Raw genomic sequence first — 20,123 nt, forward strand, 5'->3', positions numbered from 1 at the left:
TCAGCTACCTTGGCCCGATGAGGCGCCCGGGCGATGCCCCGGGCGCGCCATCAGCAGATGGGAGACCCCGATCGAGCGCTCCAGGAAGCCGCCCTCGCAGTAGGCCAGGTAGAACTCCCAAAGGCGGCAGAAGCGCGTATCGAAGCCTTGCGCCTGCACGTCGGGCAACCGGTCAAGGAAGCGCTGGCGCCAGGCGCGCAGTGTCAGCGCGTAGGAGTGGCCGAAGTCCTGCTGGGCGATCAGCTGCAGGTCGCTGGACCGCGTTTTGGCGGCCATGATCGCGTTGATCGACGGAATGAAGCTGCCGGGGAACACATAGCGCTTGATGTAGTCTACGCTGCGCCGGGCCTGCTCGTAGCGATGGTCCTCGATGGTGATGGCCTGCAGCAGGGCAACGCCATCAGGCTTGAGCAGGCGCTGCAGCGTGCCCATGTAGGTGTCCAGGTATTCCGCGCCGATGGCTTCGATCATCTCGATCGACACCAGCTTGTCGAACTGGCCCTGCAGGTCGCGGTAGTCCTGCATCAGCAGCGTGACCTGGTCCTGCAGGCCGGCCGCCTGCACGCGCTGGGCAGCCAGCGCGTGCTGCTCGGCGGAGATGGTGGTGGTGGTGACGTGGCAGCCGTAGTGCTGCGCCGCGTGCAGCGCAAAACCACCCCAGCCCGTGCCGATCTCCACCACGCGATCGCCCGGCTTGAGCTGGAGCTGCTGGCAGATGCGGTCCAGCTTGCGCCGGGAGGCGGATTCCAGCGACTCGTCTTCTGTGTCGAACAGGGCGGAGGAATACATCAGGTCGGGCGACAGGAACAGGGCAAAGAAGTCGTTGCCGAGGTCGTAGTGCGCGGCAATGTTGCGGCGGCTGCCTTCACGGCTGTTGCGGCGCAGGCGGTTCCAGCCGCGCAGCAGCCAGCCACCCACGCGGGCCGGGCCGCGCTCCATGCCGTCGAGCAGGTCGCGATTGCGCACCAGCAGCCGGATCAGCGCCACCAGGTCATCGCAGTGCCATTCGCCCTGGATGTAGCTTTCACCTGCGCCCACGCTGCCTTGCGCTGCAACCTTGCGGTAGAACGCCGGGTCATCGATGGTGACGGTCACCTGCAGTTCGCCATGGGCTTCGCCCAGCCAGACGTCGCCGAGTGCATCACGCACGCACAGGCGGCCGTCGCGCATGGGGGCAAGCTGTTCCAGCAGGCGGCGGCGCAGGAAGGCATCCAAGGCGCCAGGACGCGGCAGGGCGACCAGGGGAGTCATCGAGTTCATCGCGGTTTCTCGGCAAGGGCAGGGTGGTCATGCACGGGGTTGCGCTTCAGCCACAGCCGCAGCGCGTGCCAGTGGATGGCGGCCATCACCTGCAGGGTCATCAAGGGATAGCAGGCCAGGACCCGGGCCAGCCCGCGGCCATCCAGCGCGTGCCGCTGCATGGTCTGGGTGGCATCAAACTGGCGAACGCCTTGGCGCCAGACCTGCATGTGCACGCGCAGATCATCATCCGGGCAGTTGAACCGCCAGTCGTAGTGGCAATCCATCGGCATGAACGGTGAGACATGGAAGCGCTTGTCGAACCGCCAGCGCAGCGAGGCGCCTTCGTGGGTGGCCGTGGCGACTGGCAGCACATAGGCGTGCCGTTCCTTCCAGGGCGTATTGGTGATCTCGGCGACGATGCAGTCCAGGGTGCTGCCATCGGACTGGTAGCAGTAGTAGAAGCTGACCGGGTTGAATACGTGCCCGGCGAAGCGAAGATGGGTGAGCAGGCGTACCGGGCCGGTAGGCCGATAGCCCAGGGTGGCCGCGGCACGGTCGCGCACCGCATCGGCCAGTGGTTGTGCGGGATTGCCGAAGTAGTCGCTGCGGCGGAACTCGGCCAGGTTGCGGCGATTGACCGACCACAGCCAGCGCCCGGCGAACACGGTCTCCAGCTCGTCCAGATCGAGCAGCAGCTGCGCGATCGGATAGCGGAATGCGTGGGGCTGCGGATGATGCCGTCGGTGCATCACCTGCCCGAAGTAGAGCGCGCTGGCACTCACGCTGCCACCTCGCCGGGTACAACGCTGTCACGGTGCGCGGTGCACTCGCGCATCGCGTCCACCACGCGGCGGGCGCTGCGGATGCCGTCTTCGTGGAAGCCCCAGCCCCAGTATGCGCCCGCGAACCAGGTGTGGCGGCGGCCCTGCAGCTCTGCCCAGCGCTGCTGGGCACGGATAGCGGCATGATCGTGCACCGGGTGGGCATAGTGCAGCCTGCGCAGCACCTTGGCCGGATCGATCGCCTCGCTGCGGTTGAGGGTCACGACCAGCGGGGTGTCACCGGGCAGGCCCTGCAGGAGGTTCATGCAATAGCTGACCGTACAGGGCGCGCCTGGATCCCTGGGAACGTGTGCATTCCATGCAGCCCATGCCTTGCGGTTGCGCGGCAGCAACGATGCATCGGTATGCAGTACTGCTTCGTTGGGCTGGTAGCGGATGGCGCCGAGCACTTCGCGTTCGGCCGGATCGGCGTCACGCAGCAGGGCAAGCGCCTGGTCGCTGTGGCATGCCAGGATGACCTCGTCGAAACCCTCCACGCCCGCCGCGCTGTGCACGCGCGCGCCCCACGGCATGCGTTCGACCGAGTGAACCGGGCATTCCAGCCGCTCGCGCACCCGCCAGCGGGCGCGAAGGGCATCGACATACCGTGCCGAGCCACCGCTGACTACCCGCCAGGGTGCGCGCCCGGTCATCTGCAGCATCTGGTGGTTGGCCATGAACTGGGCCAGGTAGCGGGCCGGGAACTGCATGACCGTGGCGGTCGGTGACGACCACAGTGCCGAAGCCATCGGCAGCAGGTGCTCGTCGATGAAAGCGGTGCCGTAGCGCTGGCTGCGCAGGTACTGGCCCAGTGTCGGGCCTTCGTCTTCCGCCAGCAGCAGCGGCGCATCCCGGTAGAACCGGCGCAGGTCGGCCAGCATTCCCCAGAAGCGCGGCGAAACCAGATTGCGACGTTGGCAGAACAGGCCATCCAGCGAAGTGGCGTTGTACTCGACGCCACTGCGCTCGCTGTGCATCGAGAAGCTCATGGTGGTCGGCTGCGAGGCCACACCCAGTTCTTCGAACAGTGCCGTCAGCAGTGGGTAGTGCAGGGGATTGAAGACGATGAAACCGGTATCCACCGCCATGCGCGTGCCGTCCACCTGCACGTCATGGGTGTGGGTATGCCCGCCCAGGTAATCGTTGGCCTCGAACAGCGTCACTTCGTGTTCGCCGTCCAGCCACCAGGCACTGGCCAGGCCGGCAATGCCGGAGCCGATGATCGCGATGCGCATGTCAGTACCTCGCCTTGGCCAGTACCCACTCGGGGATGGGCTTGAGTCCCCTTACCAGGCCCATGGCCGCCATTGCGCGCAGCCCGTACCAGGTCAGGTCGATCTCCCACCAGCGGAACCCCTGGCGGACGGTCCCAGGGAAGAAATGGTGGTTGTTGTGCCAGCCTTCACCGAAGGTAAGCAGCGCCAGCCAGAGGTTGTTGCGGCTGTCGTCACGGGTCTCGAAGCGCCGCCGGCCAAAACGATGGGCCAGCGAGTTGATGGTAACGGTGGCGTGGAACAGCACCACGGTGGAAATGAAGAAGCCCCACACCAGCAACTGCGGGCCAGAGGTGTGCAGTCCGGGCGCCCAGCGCTCCAGGCCGGCGCCGAGTGCGTACAGCGCGGCAGCCAGCAGTACCGGCACCGCCGTATCAAAACGGTCCAGCCAGCGCAGTTCCGGGAAGCGCGCCAGGTCAGGCACGCGCGATAGATCCGTGGCGAATGCCTCGCGGGTGAGGAACCAGCCCATGTGGCTGCGCCAGAAGCCGCCTTCGCGCGGCGAGTGCGGGTCCAGCGGTTGGTCGGCATGCCGATGGTGATGGCGATGGTGGGCCGCCCACCACAGCGGCCCACGTTGCACGCTGGACGCGCCGATCACCGCGAACACGAATTGCACCGTTCGCGATGCCTGGAACGTCCGGTGCGAGAAGTAGCGGTGGTAAAAGGCGGTGATCGCAAACATGCGCACTGCGTAGAGGGCTGCGGCGACGATCACTACCGTCCACGAGATACCTACCCAGATCACCGCGATGCAGGCCAGGTGCATCAACGCGAACGGTACGGCGCGCAGCCAGTCGATGCGTCCGGGCTCGCCAGCGGCGTGGTCTGCAGCGCTGCCGGTGTCGACCCAGCGCTTCAGGGTGCGCAGCAGGCGCCAGCGTCGGCGGGGGAGGGGCGCTACAGAGGCCATGGCGGATCTCGGCGGGTGTCGTGTCTTCCTCTACGCAGCAGTGCGCGCAATGGATGCGGCCGGCTGTGGAGAATTTCGGCTTCACTTGGGCATCACGCTGCAGCGCCCGACCAGGGGTTGCGTCCAGGCCTGTTGCCATTCGTTGGCGGACCGCTCGGCCACCGGCGAGCTGAAGCGCACCGTGACCTGTGGGTAGGTGCCGCGGGTATCGCGCAGGTTGCTGGTTCCGCGGAATTCCAGCAGGCGGCGGTCGGTGCTGGCATAGACCAGCGACAGGCGCGGCGCGATGCCGCCGTACCAGGTGTCCAGACTGACCTCGATGGCCTGGGCGTCGATGCCCTGCCAGCGAACCGGGCCGGTGTGCCGCACCTGCACCGGGAAGAAGCGCTGCCGCCCCGGCACCAGGAAAGGCAGACTGATGCGTTCACCTCGCAGCAGCGCTGGCCAATGCTGGCGCACCGCGGCGTCGAAGCCCGTGTCGATCACCGCATCCGGAGCCAGCTCAAGCCGACGATGACGCAGCTCACTGGCGGCATCTTCTTTCCAGGCGATGGACACCGACTCGCCACTGGCGTCGACGTCAGCGGTTTGCCCACTACGGCTGTCCTGCAGCGAATAGCCCCGGGCCTGCGGGCGGGCGCTGGCCGGCAGATGCTTGCGGGCGAAGGGGCGGCCATCCGGGCACTGATAGAGCACCCAGCGCTCGGCACCCTCCGATGGGCCGCGCCGCCAGTGCACTTCACGATAGAGCAGATCGCCCTGCGCCGAGGTGGCCACGCCCTCGTTGCGCAGCCAGGGCGCCGCCAGCGCGGCATGGGGCAGGCACAGCAGCAGCCAGGCAGTGCGCATGGTGTTCATCCGGTCGGGAGGCTCAGGTCATACGGCGGGCGCGGCTGCTTGGATGCACAGTGCCTGCTGCATCCAATGGCCGCCCCTGCGCGTAGAGAGGACAGACCTTCACCTGCCCGCCGCTCACGCAGATGTACCCTGACGCTGCCAGCACCCTCCTCAACTTCGATACCGCACGCACCGTGTCCAGTTCCCAGCAGCCCAGCAGCGAGCCGACGAACTGGGCCGATGACATGGACAGTGTGGCGCGGCTGCGCGACCGCGACTGTTTCATGCGGATCTATGACTACTTCATGCCGCGGCTGTGCGTGTATCTGCGTGGCCTGGGGGCACCCGACGCCGTGGCCGAGGAAATGGCGCAGGAGTGCCTGCTGCGCCTGTGGTTGCGGGCGGCCGAGTATGATGCGGCCCAGGGCGCGCTGAGTACCTGGCTGTACCGGATCGCGCGCAACCTGCATATCGACCGCATCCGTCGAGAGCGCAGCTGGATGCAGGTGCAGGCAGCGGTGGAAGACGCCGCGGCCGTGGACATGATCGAGCGCAGCAGCGCCGAGCAGTTCGCCGACCAGGCGCGCCTTCGCCAGCGCATCAACGAGCTGCCCGCCGTGCAGGCGAGGCTGGTGCGGATGTCCTATTTCGAGGCGAAGAGCCACAGCGAGATTGCCCAGGCGCTGGGCATGCCGCTGGGAACGGTAAAGTCACACCTGCGACGTGCGTTCCTGCAACTGCAGGCCAAAGTGGGAGGTGCGCTGTGAATCCGCATCACCACCTGCACGAATCCACGCTGATGAGCTATGCCGCCGGCGCGCTGCCGGCGCCGTTGAGCATCGTGGCCGGTGCCCACCTTGAGCAGTGCCCCCACTGCCGCCAGCGCCTGCGCGATGCCGAGGCGATCGGCTCGGTGCTGCTGGAGCAGACCCAACCGCCCGCGGCCGATACGCGTCGCGAGCAGTTGCGCGAGGCCATGCTGATGCAGCTGGCCTCGGACGCGCCGAGCGCCATCACCGGAACCAGGCGCCCGGTGCCGAGGGAGCGGCCCGAGGCCGATCCGGACCATCTGCCCGCCTCGTTGCATCCTTACTTCGGCGCCTCGCTCAGTGCCCTGCGCTGGCGCTGGATGGCGCCAGGCGTGCACTGCATCAGGGCTGAGCAGATGCCCTCGCTGATCATGCTGAAGATTGCCCCGGGCAAGTGCCTGCCGATGCACAGCCATGGCCGCAGCAAACTGACCCAGATCCTTCGAGGCTCGTACAACGACGCGCTGGGGCTGTTCGCGCCGGGCGACGTGGCGGACCTGGACGAGGAGGTGGAGCATCAACCGGTAACTGCACCCGGTGTTCCCTGCATCTGCGTGTCAGCGCTGGACGCGCCGTTGGTGTTCAGTGGCTGGTTGGCGCGGAAGATCCAGCGTTTCGTGAAACTCTAGCGTGGGTGCGACCATGACCGGGAAAGGTGCGTTGAGGATTCTGTTGACCGGTGCTGCGGGCCTGGTGGGGCAGGGTGTTGCGCTGGCCTGCCAGCGCTCGCCGCAGGTGGCCCACCTGACTGCCCTGGTGCGCAGGCCGGGCAGCCTGAACGGGCCTGGCAGCGAACTGATCGTCCCCGATTTTCTGCAAATGCAAGGCCGGCATGAGCAACTGGCCGGCTTCGACGCATGCTTCTACTGTGCCGGTGCGCCACCGGTCGGCACGGCAGAGGCCGAGTATCGACGCGTGACCCTGGACATCACGCTGGCGGTCGCACGCGCCTGGGCGGCGGCGAATCCCGAGGGGCGCTTTCTGTATGTATCCGGTGCGGGTGCGGATCCGCAGAGCCGGGTAATGCCGCTGAGGGTCAAGGGCGAGACCGAAGTGGCATTGCAGGCCCTGCCGGTGCGCACGGTGATGCTGCGTCCCGGCGGCGTTCGTCCGGTCCCGGGTACCGGCACCCGTCATGCACTGCTGAAGCCGCTGTACTGGGGCGGTGCGCCATTGATGAAACTGGCCGGCGCGGTTGCGCCTTCGCTGGTGACGAGCAATCTGGCACTGGGCCAGGCGATGGTTGCCTTGGCCGCCAGGGAGCATCCGCCGGGCACGGTGGAATGCGCGGACATCAATCGGATCGCCGCTGGCGCGCGCGATCCGGCGTCCTGATCTCAGTGTGGCATCGCCTCCAGCGCGGTGCGCACCGCAGTCGCCAGGTCACTGCGGGTAAACGGCTTCGGCAGCAGCGCAACGGCCCGGCCCTGGCTGCCCACCTGGTCGTGGTCGCGCGGATAGCCCGACGTGAACAGGACGGCGACTTCCGGCCAGCGCTCACGGACTTCACGCACCAGCTCCCAGCCCGACATGCCGGGCATCACCACGTCAGAGAACAGCAGGTCCACCTTGGTATCAGGGCGTTCCAGCAGCCGCAGCGCGGAGGGGCCGTCGTGGGCTTCCAATACCCGGTAGCCCAGCAGCCGCAGTGCATCCACCGTGTAGGCGCGGACATCGTCGTTGTCCTCGGTCACCAGGATGGTTTCCTCGCGCGGCGAGTAGCCCGCCAGGCCGGTCTGCGGGGTGCGCGCTTCGGAGGGCAGGGCCAGCGGTGAGCGCGGGAACATCATGGTGATGCTGGTGCCGCCGCCTTCCACCGAATCGATCAGCACGTGGCCCCCGGACTGCTTGACGAAGCCATGCACCATCGACAGGCCCAGGCCGGTGCCACGGCCAACCTGCTTGGTAGTGAAGAAGGGTTCGAAGACCCGGGCAAGCGTCGCCGCGTCCATGCCGTGGCCGTTGTCACGCACCCGCAGCATCACGTACTCGCCCGGCGTTGCGTCCGGGAACAGTGCGGCGTAGTCGTGGTCGAGGTGGCTGTTGTCGACCTCGATCACCAGCCTGCCGCCGTGCGGCATCGCATCGCGGGCATTCACCGCCAGGTTCAGTACAGAGGCCTCCAGCTGGCTGACGTCGATCTCGACGCACCAGATGTCCTCGGCGCTGCGGATCTCCAACTGCACCAGCTCACCCAGCGCACGCTGCAGCATGTCGTGCATGTCCAGCAGGCGCTCGTTGAGGTTGGCGGCCTGGCTGCGCAGCGGCTGGCGGCGCGCAAACGCCAGCAGGCGCTGGGTCAGGCTGGCGGCACGGCCGACACCCTTCAGTGCATTGTCCAGCGCACGGCTCACCATCGCTCCGGGTTCGCCCGCGCGCTCGCTGAGCAGCATGGCGTGCTCGACGTTGCCTGAGATGACCGTCAGGATGTTGTTGAAATCATGTGCGATGCCGCCGGTGAGCTGGCCGACCGCCTCGATTTTCTGCGACTGGCGCAGGGCATGCTCAGCGTGCACGCGTGCGGTGGTCTCCACGGCCTCGGAGACCACAGCGGTGACCACGCCCTCCGTATCGAGTAGTGGACGGAACGAGAAATCAAAGCTGCGCCGCCCGGTCGGGAGTTCCAGTTCCAGCGCATGCAGTGAACTGCGGCCCTGTACCGCTGCGGCCACGGCCCGATCGATCAGCGCTGCCATGCCCTCGGTGGTGCCGAACCAGACCGATTCGGCGAAGCGTTGGCCAACGACGTCCTTCTTGTCTGCCAGCACCGCGGCCAGTGACGCGTCATTGGCATCGACCACGCGTCCGGACAGATCCAGCAGCACCTGGTGCTGGAAACTGGATTCGAAGATCGCCTGCAGGCGCCGCTTGCTGGCTCGCAACTCGGCCGTGCGTGCCTGTACCTGCTGCTCGAGCAGCTGGTTGTCTTCGCGCAGGGCCAGCTCGGCCTGTTTCAGCAGCGAGACGTCGCTGCCCAGGCAGATATACCCGGCCACACTGCCATCGGCGGCATGCTCAGGCACGCAGTCCATCTGCACGAATCGTGATTCGCCGCTGCGATGGATCAGTTCGACCTGGAAGCGGGTGCGCTCGCCCTGCAGTACCCGTTCCAGGCTGGGCAGGGCGTGCTCGAAGGCGGAAATGCCGCTGACATCCCGAGCCGGCCGACCCAGCAGTTCTGCAAGGCTGAATCCATGCCAGTCCAGGAACGCCTTGTTGGCAAACCGGTAGCGATGGTCCTTGTCCAACTGGGCGATCAGCGCCGGGACGGCATCGGTCACCATCTGCAGCTGGGCCTGGCTTTCGTTCAGCGCGGCCTGCGCATTGGCCAGCTGGGTACGCTCGTGCGCCTCCTGGCGGGCGCGTCGGATCGCATCGGGCAAGCGTTGCAGGCGTTGCTTCACCACGTAGTCGCGGGCACCGCGCGTGAGTGCCTGTACCGCCAGTTCCTCGGTCAGGGTGCCGGAAACAAAGATGAAAGGCGTCTGCGGCACGCGCTCGCGCGCCAGGGCAAGTGCTGCGTCACCATCGAAGCCTGGCAGGACATGATCGGCGAGGATCACGTCGAACGGGCGGTTTTCGATGGCCTCGATGAACGCGTTGCGGGTCCACAGGCGCTCGGCCTCGAAATCGAGGCCGGCACGCTGCAGCTGGGCGCTGATCAGCTCCGCATCAAGCGCGCTGTCCTCCAGCATGAGGATGCGCAGGCGCTCGCTGCGGCGCGATCCATCACGCATTGCGCTGCCCCGAACCGTTGGGCCGATGCGGTGGCGGCTGGTTGGTGATGCCCCAGAACATGCCCAGGCCCTGGATGGCGTCAAAGAATTCCTTGAAGTCGACCGGCTTGACCACGAATGCGTTGACGCCCAGTTCGTAACTGCGCACCAGATCCTGCTCCTCGCGCGAAGAGGTCAGCATCACAACCGGGGTGCTGCTCAGGTACGGGTCGCCACGGACCTGCTCCAGTACCTCCAAGCCATTGACTTTGGGCAGCTTCAGGTCCAGCAGCACGACCACCGGGCCGCCGTGCATGGCACCGGCGAACTTGCCTTCGCAGCGCAGGTAATCCAGCGCTTCGGCGCCGTCGCGTACATGGATGACATCGTTCAACAGCTGGCAGCGCTCAAGCGCGGCCATCGTCAGCTCTGCATCCTTGGGGCTGTCCTCTACCAGGAGGATCGGCCGCAGGTCCCTCATGGGTGTTCTCCTGTGGAGCGGGGTAGGGTGAAGTGAATGGTCGCGCCCTTGCCGGGCTCGCCCTCGGCCCAGGTACGGCCGCCATGGCGGCCGATGATGCGGCGCACGTTGGCCAGGCCGATGCCGGTGCCTTCGAACTCTTCGATGTGATGCAGGCGCTGGAACACGCCGAACAGCTTGTCGACGTAACGCATGTCGAAGCCGCAGCCGTTGTCGCGCACGAAGAAGTGATCTTCGTCGTCGCTGCGGCCGTGCCCAATCTCGATCATCGCGTGCTCGCGCTCGCGGGTGAACTTGATCGCGTTGCCCAGCAGGTTCTGCCAGACCAGGCGAAGCATCGTCGGGTCGGCTTCCACCTCCGGCAGCGGCGCGAGCGTCCACTGCACGTCGCGGCCGGCGTAATCCAGCGCCAGGCTCCGGCGCACGTCCTCGGCCAGCGCAGCCATGTCCAGACGCACGCGCCCAAGCGTGGAGCGTCCCATCTGCGAGAAGCTGAGCAGGTCGTCCACCAGTGTGCCGGCGGACTTTGCTGAATCGACGATCGTATCCAGGAAGCGGCGCTCGGTCTCGTTGAGGCGGTCGCCCGCCGAGCTGCCAAGCAGCTCCGAATAGCCCACGATGTGGCGGAAGGGGGCGCGCAGGTCGTGGCTGACCGAATAGGAAAAGGCTTCCAGTTCCTTGTTGCTGCGCAGGAGCTGCTCGTTCAGTTCCGCCATCTCCTCGGCCTTGCGCAGCACGATATCGACGATGGCCGTGCGCATCTCGTGTGCCGCATCGCAGTCGGCGTCGGTCCACGGCAGGCTGCGCTGCCGCACGGTCTCTTTCCAGGCGTCGAAGGAGCTCCGCGGGGAGAGTGCGACGCCGGGCGCTGCGGTCTTGCGGGGGTCTCCCCCCCAGCGCACGGTTCGCACCACCTCCGGCCGGAACCACATCAGGTAGCTGTCATGCAGCTGCGAAATGGACACTGCCAGCAGGCCGCTGGCTACATCGGCCAGGTGCGCGGCAGGCGACCAGTCGGCGGCAAGGTGGTCGGTGCAGTAGGTTTCCTGGCCGGGCTGCCGGGTAGCCAGCCAATCGGCCAGCGCCAGCACGTCGCTGGCGGGCGGGCACTCACCCACGCGCATGCAGTCGCCCTTGTGCACGATGGCAGCCCCGGCCGCGCCGGTCAGCGACAGCAGGCTGCCTTCGTCCTGGCGCAGGGCCGCCATGAATTCTTCGTCGCCGGCCATGCGGCCCAGCAGCTTGACCAGTATCGAGCGACGCGCGACGCGTTCTTCAATCGCGAGCGCGCGCTCCTTCAGTGCAATCTGCAGCGACAGGATCTGGCCCATGAACTCGCAGGCGGTACGCACGTGGTAGGGCAGGCGGCGTGGCTGCACGGTGTGGCAGGACACCAGGCCCCATAACCGCCCCTCATGTACCAGTGACACCGACATCGACGCCCCGGTCCCCATGTTGCGCATGTACTGAAGATGCACGGGGGACACGCTGCGCAGCACGGCCAGGCTCAGGTCGGTCGGTGGCGCCTCGCGGTGGTCTTCGGCCCGCATCAGCGGGGTAGGGGTATAGTTGTTGTCCGCGATCAGGCGCACCCGGTTCCGGCGGTACAGTTCGCGGGCCTGTGCGGGAATGTCCGACTCGGGAAAGCGCAGGTCCAGGTAGGACGGCAACAGGCCATTGCCATCTTCGGCCACCACGATGCCATTCCAGCCAGCATCGAATTGATAGACCAGGGTGCGGTCAAAGCCGGTGAGCCGCCGCATGTGCGCGGCCGCAAGCCTGCACAGGTCTTCCACCGTCGCTGCCGATTCAATGCCGGTCATCAGCTCGCGGATGGCTGGATACAGTTCTTCCAGCGAACCGGGCTGGCCGGGAACCGGCGCCTCCAGCTCGACCAGAAGATCCGTGGCGGAGCGGTGCACGAGCAGCTGATGGCGGCCGTGCCCATCCAGGTGCACCGCACCGACATGCGCGCTGCTGCCCACCGTCGCCTGTTGCAACACGCCCTGGAACGGTGCCAGCACGCCGCCCAGCACTTCACTGACGTGCTGCATCAACGGTTCGCCGAGCTGTTTCAGCAGCCCGGGGTGGCTGATGGCGCGCTCGCGTACCTGCAGGGACTGCGGTTCAACGACCAGAAGCACACCGTAGGGCTGGATCGCGCCAGGGGTGTGGATCGGTTCGCGCGCGCAACGGGACAGGGCAGTGTCGTGCGCGGATTCGGTAGGAGGCGTCAAGGGCGGGACTCATGATTCGTGGATGGCTGGAACGGCCCAGCACTGCATCCGGTGTGCATGGATGGTGAAGCAAAAGCGTGCCGCCGCATACCACCACGTGAATGTGAAGGGCCTTTCATTCAAACCTGAATTCTTCATCTACGCAGCGACGGATGTACTGGAAGGCGTCTGTCGCGCCCCTGCATGCCTGCGCGCGCTCCTGGCCACTTAAAACGAGGGCATCCAGTTCCTCCCGCTCGCGTCTCCAGTATTCGGCCACACCGAGGTTGGAAGGGCGCAGGTGGCGCGCTCCGTATCCGGCATGAAGCTGCAACGCAGCGGCCATCTTCAACAGCACGGCCGCCCCCAGCGTCGAGCCCTCCGCCACGTAGCGCCAGCCCAGAACAGTCGCTTTCGAGAACACATGCGGCTGCGGTTGCCAGGCATGGGGTGCCGGCATGGAAGCGCCGAGGTCGCGAAGATCCTCCTCGATCAGCGGCAAGCGGGTCGCGCCCGGATCCTGCATCCGGTACAGCGGCGCAACAGCGCTATGGAAGTGCCATTGCACGCGCAGGAAGCAGAGGTAACGCTGGCGCGACGCGAAGATGTGTTGCTGCAACAGGTGCTGGTCGAGGCGATCGTGGGCCGCTCGGGTGTGCGCTTTCAGGGCGGCGCTGAGGGCAATGGGGTGATCGGGTTGTGCTGGCAATGTGGATGTAGGCATCGGCGCGCACCCTAGCAGATTTCGATGCAGAGACCGGTGCTTGTTTCGCGGCCAGCACATCTGCGCTGCACGCCAGCTAGACAGCGGCTGCCCTACGGTGACTGCAATTCCAACAGATGCCACGCCCGTGAACCTGCAGACCGCACCCGCGCCCCAGTACCGTATGCTCCCTGACAGCTGCCAATTTGAATTGCTGGATGTGGATGCACTGCAGGATCCAGCCAGTGGCCGGCTGCTGCACCTGTACTCGCTGGTAGCGCGTTGCCTTTCCTGCGAGACGATCTTCAAGGCAGAAGAAGGGCAGGGCCTGGTCAGCCATACTGCAGCGCGAGTGGTGCGGTGCCCCACCGGTTGCGGGCAGCAGGCGTTCAAGCCGGCCCTGCTGCGGACCTGGTGCCCACAGGCCGTGGCCCAGGCCTGAACGCTGGATCCGCGTGTCACAGCAGCCCTGGATTGGCCCGCCAGACGGCGAAGTTGAGCGCCGAGGCGAACAGGATCCAGGCGAGGTAGGGAAGCAGCAGCACTGCCGCGGCCGGGCGGGTACGCGCAAACGCGACGATCGTCGCGCACACCAACACGATCAATACAAGAATGTCGGCGAAGGCAAGCGCGCCCAGCTTCCAGCCGAAGAACAGCCAGCTCCACAGTGCGTTGACGGCCAGCTGCACCAGATAGAGCAGCAGCGCGGGTCGTGCCCCGCGCCAGCCACGTTCGCGCCAGACCAGCCACGCGGCAACCGCCATCATGGCGTAGAGCAGCGTCCACACCGGACCAAAGACGCTGGCCGGTGGCGCCCATGCCGGAAGCGTGAGGGTAGCGTAGAAGCTTGCCGCGGACGTGGACGCCCATGCCCCCAGGGTTGCCGCGACGAAGGTGATCGCCACCCATCCCAGAAGTCCGGAAACCTGTGAACTCCGCTTCATACCGTGCAGCTCCTTGATACGTATGCGGTCTGTCTACGCACAGGGGCAGCGAATGGATGCAGGCTGTCGGCCTTCAATCTGAAGAGCCGACGGCACCGGCTCCCTGGCTCGCTGGCAGCAGGGAAGGTCGCTGGTCAAACCACTCCCTTGCCTTCGCCAGGTGCCATTGGCGCTGGTCACCGTCCAGCTCGATGCCCGCACCCAGCAGCCCCCAGCGCAGGTAGAGATCACCGCGCTTGCGCTGGTCGAGCAGATCCAGCCGCGCGCGTACCGAAAGCCGATCGTTCTCGGCCTGCAGTCCATCGATGATCAGATGGCCCGGGCGCCAGCGCAGCGTCGCCCGTGCCTGCACCTGGCCGGAATCCAACAGCGACAGGGTCCAGCGCGGGTAGTCGGTACGCTCTGCGAACAGTGCAAGCAACGGCCGGGCATCGCTGAGATCCAGATCCGTGGTGGCATCGACCTGGAAGGGCGACTGCGCGTCGATGCGGCCACGCTTGAAGGCCACGCGGCCTTTCCATGCGCTTGCCCGCTCTGCGCCCGCCACCTGCACATTGCGAAGTTCGACGGTGGTGCCGGACAGATCGAAATGACGCTGATTGAAGTCACCGCGGCGCAGTGTTGCCTTCACGTCGATGTCGCCGCCCATATCCAGTCCTGCCACCTTGGCACTGGCATTGCGCCCCAGCAGCCGGGCAGTGCCATGGCCGACGCGTCCATCGGTGTTGAGCGTGGCATCGCCGCTCAGGCTGCCGGTGCCACGGAGCAGTCGCACCTGCGGCGAGTCCAGGTAGCGGTTGTAGGCGGCCAGGTCGGGAATCGTTGCTTGGCTGAAGCGCAGGTGCGCGCGGACACCCTTGCGCAGCTCCTGCAGGCGACCATCACCGGTCAGGTCCAGGGCCAGATCACGGCCGTCGAACAGGCGCACATCCTTGGCATCGGTTGGCCGTGCAGTGAATCGTGGCAGCCGGACAGCCAGCTGTGCCTGGCTGGGGCTGCCGGCCTTCAATTCGCCATGGGCGCTGGCCGTGCCCGCCAGTCGTACGCCGGCGACTTCGGCCACGGCTTCGGCGGCCGGAATGTCCACGGTGCTGCCTTCGATCAGTTCGCCGTTGCGCACGCGCAGATCCGCTTTCAGCGTGCCACCGCCGTCCAGCTGCAGCCACGGCTTGCGAACGAACAGGGCAGGGATCCAGTTGAGCGAAGTGAACGTCCATTCGCCGCGCACGGTACCGGAGCTGCGTTCCAGCAGCTGGGCGGGCTGCTGGAAGGGAATGTTCCGGCCACTGATGTGCAGATCGGCATCCACTTCGCTGCCTGAGCCTGGCTTTGGCGGCAGGCGGGCCTGCAGGCGCAGGTCGTTGGAGACATTGAGCTGCAGGGCCAACACGCCGCGATCGGGGGCGCCGTCACCCAGGTAGAGCGGCACCTGCCAGATGGCGCGGTCCCCGGGCTGCAGCTGGCCGTCGATCAGGTGCAGCGCCAGCTGCAGGCGTCCGGGCACGGGCGCGCTGGAGATCTTCGGCGTTGTGGCATCCGTGTCCATGCGCAGGCCCTGGCTGCGGGCGTCGACCTCGAGCTGGGCATGCAGCAACTTCAACTTGGCCAGACCGGGTGCCTGGTCCCGATAGTGGCGCGGATAGCTGAAGCGCGCGGTGAGATCCATGTCGCCCAACAGCTGCACGCCGTCAAAACTGGTGTCCGCATCGCTGAACGCCACCTCGGATTTGAAGAGCTCCGACGGCCCGCCGCGCAGCTGCTTGAGGAAGCCCACCGTACCCCGGCCCTTGCCAATGATCAGCAACTTGCCAAAGCGTGCACTGCGGATGCTGTCGCTGTGGATGGCGTCGAAACGGAGCGTCCAGCCGCGGTCGCTGCGCGGCGGTGGCGGGATGGCTTCTTCGACGCGGCTGATCTCGGCGGAAACCCCCGTTGCCTGCAAGCGCGGAACCCGCACCTCGCGCTGGAACAGGGGCAGCACCGCCAACCGGGCGCTGGCGCGCTCGGCATGCAGCACGTAGACCGTGTGGTTCACGTGGCCGCGCATGTGCACGTTCCAGGCGATGACATGGCCGGGCAGCAGCGTGATGGCCGGGCCGGTGGTCATCACGAACTTGTGCGGCTTGCGGTTGGTGACCTGATCGAACAGCGGGGTATTGAGGAAGATGTTGCCGGCCAGCAGGTACAGCAGGTAGATGCCCAGCAGGACGTACGCGGGAACGCGCCACCGTCGAAGCCGGTGCGGGATGTGCACGGAAACAGGAGACATCTACTGCTCTGAGGGCCGGAATTTCCACAACTATTGCGGAGCCGATGGCGGTGGCGCGTGAAGCAGCCATGGCGCAGGGGCTGGATTCTGGTAGTGTCCGGCCTGGTCACCACCACAGATCTGCAGGAGACGCATGGAGATCCGGCCCGCCCGTGCAGGCGATTTCGACGCGATGTGGGGCATGTTCAAGACGGCCATTGCGGCGCAGGATGCGCTGCCCTTTGCCTCCTCTTTTGAGGTCGAAACCTTTCGCGCGCATTGGTTCCTGTCGCAGACACCTTATGTGGCCGTTCTGCAGGGCCGAGTGGTGGGCATGTACAAGATGGGCCCGAACTTCCCTGATCTGGGGGCGCATGTGGCCAGCGCCACGTATGTGGTGGATGCGCCGGCACAAGGGCAAGGCGTGGGCCGGGCGCTGGTGGAGCACAGCCTGGAGCGGGTGAGGGCGGAAGGATTCCTGGCCATGCAGTTCAATTACGTGGTCAGTACCAATGGCCCGGCGGTGGCGCTGTACCGGAAGCTGGGGTTCGAGGTGGTGGGAACGCTACCGAAGGCGTTCCGGCATGGGACGCTGGGCTTGGTGGATGTCTACGTGATGCACCGGTTTCTGTAGACGGCTTCAGGGGCGGGCTGGTGAGCTGCTGTCCTTTCCTTGCTTGTCCGGGTCCTGGCGGTCTGCGCCACGCAGCCGAGTGGCGCGCCGCGCCAAGTGGCGCCCTCCGGGCACACTGCACTCAGCTCCATGGCTATCGGAGGATGGATCTACCTGCGCGCCGATCTCTTCCTTCCGGGCGCTCGATCAACGACGGGCAAGCGAGCAGTCAACCGTTGCGGCGCCGTATAGCACATGGTAGCGATCGAAGACTACGTGCTCCCACTTAGACGGATATCGTCTTCAGAGCACGGCGAGGAGGGCGATCGGCGAGCTGCAGCGGAAGCGAGCCGTCGTGCGTGCAGTATTCCTATCGGCAACCTGTCACAGGGGGGAGGCAAGACTCGCTGCTATCGACCCTGGGTAGGCGTCATCCTATGCCGGGAACTACGCAGCTGAGGCGTGCAACGGAGACGGCCCATACTTCTACTCTTGGCCGAATCCGGAGCACACCATCGGATGCCTGGGTGAGGGGTAGCTCCCTCTACGCCAAAGTGATATGAACCGGCACAGACTTGTAAGAGGGAGTGCCGCTTACCGGATCAATGTAGTTCAAGGGAATGAGGCAGTTTCCCTCGGGATAGTACGTTGCCACGGAGCCGCGGGAGATCTTGTAACCAATGGCAATGACGTTCTCCAGGACCCGGCCTTGCTCATTGTCGAGCGCAGTGGTTATGCGAAGCTGATCGCCTTGCTGGATGCCGCGCTCGCTCATGTCTTCTTCATTCATAAAAACAACGTCGCGCCTGCCAAACACGCCGCGGTAGCGGTCATCGAGGCTGTAGATCGTGGTGTTGTATTGGTCATGGCTCCGCAGGGTGGCGAGCTTTAGAACTGCAGAGTCGATTGGTGTCGGATCTTCAGCCAACCCTTGGAATCGGATGAACTCTGCCTTTCCCGAGGCGGTTGGCCACACCCGCTCAGTGGGAGGAAGAGGAAGGCGGAATCCACCAGGGATGCGAATTCTGGCGTTGTAATCCGAGAATTCGGGGAAGACCGCTTCAATTGCGTCGCGTATCACGTCGTAGTCTGCGATCATGTCCGACCAGCGCACCGTGCTGGACGGCAGGGTCGCGCTGGCAATCCCTGCAACGATTGCGGGTTCTGATCGCAATAGATCGGAGGCGGGTTTCAGCTTTCCGCGCGATGCGTGCACCATGGACATGGAGTCTTCGACCGTCACGGCTTGGGGGCCCGTCGCTTGCAGATCCTGCTCGGTTCTGCCCAGGCACGGCAGGATGAACGTGTTCTTTCCGACCAGCAAATGGCTTCGATTCAATTTGGTTGCAATATGCACGGACAGCTCCAACCCTCGCATGCCTGCAAAGCAAGCGTCTGAGTCCGGCAGGGCAACCGCCAGGTTGCCACCGAGGCATATGAGCGCCCGTGAGCGGCCGTCAATGATGGCCTGCATGGCAGCAACTGCGTCGTGACCGTGGTGGCTTGGGGCACGGAAACCGAATCGCTTCTCGATCCTGTCGATCATGTCTGAGCTGGGCTTTTCGGTGATCCCGACGCTGCGATCCCCTTGGACGTTTGAATGCCCCCTCAATGGGCATATGCCCGCGCCAGGCTTCCCAAAATTCCCCCTCAACAGAAGGAGATTCGCAATCTGCTGGACATTCTCGGTTCCCGTGCTGTGCTGGGTCACACCCATCCCATAGGTAACGATGGTTGCATTGGATTTGGCGTAGGCTGCCGCGACCTTGCGCAAGTCGTCTTCGGATAGGCCGGACTGGGTCACGATATCGCCCCACACAGTAGAGCGCAGATCGTCAGCAAAGGCTTCAAAGCCGTGCGTGTGCCCACGTATGAACTCGCGATCGAGGACGTTGGCGGCCTCCCCGTGGATGGCATCCATCTCAAGGAGGGCCTTCATGATGCCCTTCAGCGCCGCGGCATCACCTCCGACACGTGGCTGCAGATAGGTTGAAGCGATCTCGGTTGCACCGAAGGTCGCCATCTCCAATGCGTCCTGCGGATCGGCAAAGCGCTCAAGTGCTCGCTCGCGCAATGGATTGAATACGATGATGGGTGCGCCACGCCTGGATACTTCGTGCAGGGTACCCATCATGCGGGGATGGTTCGTGCCGGGATTGTGTCCCATGGCGATGATCAGTTCGCAGGAATCAAAATCGTCCAACGAAACGGTTCCTTTCCCGATCCCAATCGACTGAGGGAGCCCGACGCTGGTCGCCTCATGGCACATATTGGAGCAGTCCGGAAAATTGTTGGTCCCATACTCACGCGCAAAGATCTGGTACAGGAAGGCCGCTTCATTGGAGGCGCGTCCAGATGTGTAGAACTCAACCATGTTCGGGTCTGCTTGTGACCGCAGTATCTCGCCGATTCGACTGAGTGCCTGGTCCCAATCAACTGCCTCAAAGATGTCCTTTTCCGGGTTGTAGACCATGGGATTGGTTAGGCGGCCCTGATCTTCCAATTGATAGTCCGTCCATTCCAACAGTGATGTAACAGTGTTGGCGGCGAAGAATTCCGGGGTCACCCGCTTCTTCGTGGCCTCCCAGGTCACGGCCTTTGCACCGTTCTCGCAGAACTGGAAGGTCGATGTGTGCTTACGATCTGGCCATGCACACCCTGGGCAATCAAAGCCTTCTGGCTTGTTTGTCCGGAACAGCGTGATGGCTGCCTCAGGTGCCACCATCTGTTCACTGATTGCCTTTGCAGTTGCACGCAGTGCCCCCCAACCACCAGCCGGCGCGTCGTACTTACGGATGCCGGGAATGTCCTTCTCTGCCATAGCACCACCTCATGTGTCAGTACATCGATAGATGGGATATCGATAGATGGGATAGCGAACGAGAACCCCAGAAGAGCGGGAGGGTCCCGGATCGCTTGGCGCGGGGTACTTCAGGAGCCATCTGGCCCCTCCGTAGCAGGAGACTGGGCGCCACAATGTTGTTTCCATGTGATGATCCTGGATCGGACAGATTGTCCGTATGCACAGACATTTTGGCCGTTGTTTGAGCGTTGGTCGTCGGGCTACGCTGTTCGCGAATTCGATGCGGTTCTGGTGGACAGCCACCATTGGGAAGCCTTGAACAGCCCTTGAAGTTCCCTGATGGGCTGTCGGATATCCCATAGGCGCTACCCTCCTTGCACCTTCATTTATCAACGATCGGGGTCGTCGAATGCGGATGGACAAGCTCACCTCGCGTTTCCAGCAGGCGCTGGCAGACGCACAGTCGCTGGCCGTGGGCCGCGACAACAGCATCATCGAACCGG

General features: G+C 65.1%; 17 protein-coding genes. 5 read left to right on the forward strand and 12 right to left on the reverse strand.

The genetic code is table 11. The annotated features are described in order from the left end of the window. The 5 genes from ACM0PK_RS14860 to ACM0PK_RS14880 form a co-directional block, all read right to left on the reverse strand. The gene (locus ACM0PK_RS14860; protein ID WP_065184860.1) at positions 1-1,260 is read right to left on the reverse strand and encodes an SAM-dependent methyltransferase; all 1,260 of its coding nucleotides are present in this window, start codon (positions 1,258-1,260) and stop codon (positions 1-3) included. Next, complete coding sequence (locus ACM0PK_RS14865) at positions 1,257-2,024, reverse strand: DUF1365 domain-containing protein (protein ID WP_065178582.1); 768 nt, start codon at positions 2,022-2,024, stop codon at positions 1,257-1,259. The genes ACM0PK_RS14860 and ACM0PK_RS14865 overlap by 4 nt, the downstream gene beginning before the upstream one ends. Beyond that, positions 2,021-3,298, reverse strand: a complete 1,278-nt coding sequence (locus tag ACM0PK_RS14870; protein ID WP_053496656.1) for an NAD(P)/FAD-dependent oxidoreductase — start codon at positions 3,296-3,298, stop codon at positions 2,021-2,023. Before ACM0PK_RS14870 ends, ACM0PK_RS14865 begins: the two co-directional genes overlap by 4 nt. Before the next feature lies 1 nt (position 3,299). Further along, entirely contained in the window at positions 3,300-4,250 is a 951-nt protein-coding gene (locus ACM0PK_RS14875) for an acyl-CoA desaturase (protein ID WP_414607338.1), read from the reverse strand. 81 nt (positions 4,251-4,331) lie between these two features. Further along, complete coding sequence (locus ACM0PK_RS14880; protein ID WP_065178596.1) at positions 4,332-5,099, reverse strand: hypothetical protein; 768 nt, start codon at positions 5,097-5,099, stop codon at positions 4,332-4,334. Positions 5,100-5,230: 131 nt separating this feature from the next. Between ACM0PK_RS14880 and ACM0PK_RS14885 the strand changes: the two genes are divergently transcribed. The 3 genes from ACM0PK_RS14885 to ACM0PK_RS14895 are packed head-to-tail and all read left to right on the forward strand — an operon-like array spanning position 5,231 to position 7,231. Further along, complete coding sequence (locus ACM0PK_RS14885; protein WP_049414756.1) at positions 5,231-5,854, forward strand: sigma-70 family RNA polymerase sigma factor; 624 nt, start codon at positions 5,231-5,233, stop codon at positions 5,852-5,854. Next, a complete protein-coding gene (locus ACM0PK_RS14890; protein WP_414607339.1) occupies positions 5,851-6,525 on the forward strand; it encodes a ChrR family anti-sigma-E factor in 675 nt (224 codons plus the stop codon). Before ACM0PK_RS14885 ends, ACM0PK_RS14890 begins: the two co-directional genes overlap by 4 nt. A gap of 13 nt (positions 6,526-6,538) precedes the next feature. Further along, positions 6,539-7,231 (forward strand): NAD-dependent epimerase/dehydratase family protein, encoded by a 693-nt coding sequence (locus tag ACM0PK_RS14895; protein WP_061478732.1) that lies wholly within the window; start codon positions 6,539-6,541, stop codon positions 7,229-7,231. Between the two features lie 2 nt (positions 7,232-7,233). Here the strand turns inward: ACM0PK_RS14895 and ACM0PK_RS14900 are convergent, their stop codons facing one another. The 4 genes from ACM0PK_RS14900 to ACM0PK_RS14915 all read right to left on the reverse strand — a co-directional run bounded on the left by ACM0PK_RS14900 (position 7,234) and on the right by ACM0PK_RS14915 (position 13,033). Beyond that, positions 7,234-9,633 (reverse strand): response regulator, encoded by a 2,400-nt coding sequence (locus ACM0PK_RS14900; protein WP_154350761.1) that lies wholly within the window; start codon positions 9,631-9,633, stop codon positions 7,234-7,236. Beyond that, positions 9,626-10,093: a response regulator gene (locus ACM0PK_RS14905; RefSeq protein WP_005416517.1), complete on the reverse strand. Its 468-nt coding sequence runs from the start codon at positions 10,091-10,093 to the stop codon at positions 9,626-9,628. The genes ACM0PK_RS14900 and ACM0PK_RS14905 overlap by 8 nt, the downstream gene beginning before the upstream one ends. Next, positions 10,090-12,330 carry an ATP-binding protein gene (locus ACM0PK_RS14910; RefSeq protein WP_111200902.1) on the reverse strand — a complete coding sequence of 747 codons (2,241 nt, stop codon included), beginning with the start codon at positions 12,328-12,330 and terminating at the stop codon, positions 10,090-10,092. The genes ACM0PK_RS14905 and ACM0PK_RS14910 overlap by 4 nt, the downstream gene beginning before the upstream one ends. Before the next feature lie 115 nt (positions 12,331-12,445). Beyond that, positions 12,446-13,033, reverse strand: coding sequence for a biliverdin-producing heme oxygenase (locus tag ACM0PK_RS14915; protein ID WP_065178587.1), 588 nt, complete (start codon positions 13,031-13,033; stop codon positions 12,446-12,448). 127 nt (positions 13,034-13,160) lie between these two features. Here ACM0PK_RS14915 and ACM0PK_RS14920 point away from each other — a divergent pair, with 127 nt between their 5' ends. Beyond that, the gene (locus tag ACM0PK_RS14920; RefSeq protein WP_088497482.1) at positions 13,161-13,454 is read left to right on the forward strand and encodes a hypothetical protein; all 294 of its coding nucleotides are present in this window, start codon (positions 13,161-13,163) and stop codon (positions 13,452-13,454) included. A gap of 16 nt (positions 13,455-13,470) precedes the next feature. Here the strand turns inward: ACM0PK_RS14920 and ACM0PK_RS14925 are convergent, their stop codons facing one another. Together ACM0PK_RS14925 and ACM0PK_RS14930 are read right to left on the reverse strand one after the other, a co-directional pair. After that, positions 13,471-13,956, reverse strand: a complete 486-nt coding sequence (locus tag ACM0PK_RS14925) for a TspO/MBR family protein (RefSeq protein WP_111200903.1) — start codon at positions 13,954-13,956, stop codon at positions 13,471-13,473. A gap of 73 nt (positions 13,957-14,029) precedes the next feature. After that, positions 14,030-16,225 carry an AsmA family protein gene (locus tag ACM0PK_RS14930; RefSeq protein ID WP_414607340.1) on the reverse strand — a complete coding sequence of 732 codons (2,196 nt, stop codon included), beginning with the start codon at positions 16,223-16,225 and terminating at the stop codon, positions 14,030-14,032. A gap of 133 nt (positions 16,226-16,358) precedes the next feature. Between ACM0PK_RS14930 and ACM0PK_RS14935 the strand changes: the two genes are divergently transcribed. After that, entirely contained in the window at positions 16,359-16,838 is a 480-nt protein-coding gene (locus tag ACM0PK_RS14935; protein ID WP_414607341.1) for a GNAT family N-acetyltransferase, read from the forward strand. Positions 16,839-17,361: 523 nt separating this feature from the next. On the opposite strand, the gene ACM0PK_RS14940 is transcribed toward ACM0PK_RS14935, so the two are convergent. Then, complete coding sequence (locus ACM0PK_RS14940; protein ID WP_414607342.1) at positions 17,362-19,638, reverse strand: FdhF/YdeP family oxidoreductase; 2,277 nt, start codon at positions 19,636-19,638, stop codon at positions 17,362-17,364. Between the last annotated feature and the right edge of the window lie 485 nt (positions 19,639-20,123).

Source organism: Stenotrophomonas sp. FR010, assembly GCF_047520755.2.
Classification (GTDB): Bacteria; Pseudomonadota; Gammaproteobacteria; order Xanthomonadales; family Xanthomonadaceae; genus Stenotrophomonas; species Stenotrophomonas sepilia.